2 protein-coding genes and 1 pseudogene are annotated in these 1,538 nt (G+C 45.6%); 2 read left to right on the top strand and 1 reads right to left on the bottom strand.

Annotated features, from left to right (window positions below; all coding sequences use genetic code 11):
• Positions 1–197 precede the first annotated feature (197 nt).
• Complete coding sequence (locus F6K53_RS41550; protein ID WP_366511438.1) at positions 198–869, bottom strand: ATP-binding protein; 672 nt, start codon at positions 867–869, stop codon at positions 198–200.
• A gap of 271 nt (positions 870–1,140) precedes the next feature.
• Between F6K53_RS41550 and F6K53_RS46325 the strand changes: the two are divergent.
• Together F6K53_RS46325 and F6K53_RS41545 are read left to right on the top strand one after the other, a co-directional pair.
• Positions 1,141–1,212: pseudogene (locus tag F6K53_RS46325) on the top strand (hypothetical protein); the annotation flags it as partial.
• 11 nt (positions 1,213–1,223) lie between these two features.
• The gene (locus tag F6K53_RS41545) at positions 1,224–1,508 is read left to right on the top strand and encodes a transposase (RefSeq protein WP_293086231.1); all 285 of its coding nucleotides are present in this window, start codon (positions 1,224–1,226) and stop codon (positions 1,506–1,508) included.
• Positions 1,509–1,538: the final 30 nt, after the last annotated feature.

Here is a 1,538-nt window from a genome sequence, read left to right as displayed (position 1 = left end):
TACTATGGATGATTTAATGACATGGACTGCAACTAGTCACAGTTTTGACACTCCCCGCTCTTGCCTAGACCGGGTTTTTTTTCCTTGGACCATTGTTTATGAACTAGCTAAACTTATAACTAGCTACACTTATAACTAGCTACACTTATAAAGTTCCCCAGCAATCCTGTCCAAATAACAGTTTCAGGTTCATCATCTCAATGTACCTCCTCAGCCATCGGCTGTGGCTGCTGAATCGGTAGGGAAACTGTAAAGGTAGTTTCACCAGGTACGGACTCCACCTCCATGTGTCCGTGATGTTTCTCTACAATTTTCCTAACAATATCTAATCCCAAACCACTGCCTTCTCCAGCGGCTTTCGTGGTAAAGAACGGCTGAAAGATTTTGGGCTGAATTTCAGGAGGAATCCCTTTGCCAGTGTCAGTAATGCTGACCTTGATTTGGTCATCTTGCTGCCTCACATTAATGGTTAAAGTCCCCTTGTTCTCCATAGCTTGGAGAGCATTGTGAATCAGATTCGTCCAGACTTGATTGAGTTCATCAGGATAGCACCGGATAACTGGCAAAGAATCGTCATAGTTTCTGTAGACGTCTACGCCATGTTTGAGTTGGTTATGATAAAGAGTCAAGACCGTGTCAATGCCATCAGTAATCTGTGCATCTATCTTTTCCCCACTAGAGTCATAACGAGCATAAGTTTTCAAGGCAAACACCACTTTTGTGGCTCGTTCCACGGCAGTGGTAATGTTGCGAGTACTCGTATAGAGGTTAGCTAACTGATAGGCAGTGGTTAAAATCATTTCGTTGTCTGGGTCTTTCAGGAGAGGCAAAAACTCTTCAAAGTCCTGATAAACCCCAATTCCTGCCAATAAATTGGCTAGCTTCAGAGCTAATTCGTAAAGAGAATCTAAAGAAGCCTCATGTGTTTGGCGATGTAGGCTTTAACCTAAGATAAGCCGAGTTCTTACCCTGCTCCCGATGAGTCGTTTGCCTGCGATCGCGCTTTGCTCAACGTCAACCTTATCCCACGTGACTTAAGTGATGCCGAATGTATGGTGCTTGAACCATTGCTGCTTTTACCCAAAGGATTTGGGCATCCAAGAACCGTAGACCTGCGCGAGATTATGAACGCCATCTTCTATGTTCAACGCAGTGGAAGAAGCGTGGGAAATGCTGCCTCATGACTTACCACCTCACACCACGGTCTATGGCTACTTTCAAAAATGGCAACCCAAAGGGATCTGGCAAAAAATTCACGATCAACTACGTTACCTCCTCCTTTGGACAATGGGGCGGGATTCGGATTCCACCGTTGCGTTCGCTTCGCGTCGGGCTTTGCCCGAATCGCTGATTCTATGTCAGTGAAGACAACGGAAAAAAGGGGGAAGTCTACGGCCCATGACGGTGGCAAAAAAGTTAAAGGCCGTAAGAGGCACATAGTGGTTGATTCCCAAGGTTTGATGATTGGAGTTTTGGTGACCGAAGCCAATGGCTCTGAACGCGATTGAGCGGTGGTTGTTTTACATCAAGCCAAGAGT

This window comes from Moorena sp. SIO4A1 (assembly GCF_010672065.1).
GTDB lineage: Bacteria > Cyanobacteriota > Cyanobacteriia > Cyanobacteriales > Coleofasciculaceae > Moorena.
This window is presented reverse-complemented; position numbering and strand designations above follow the sequence as displayed.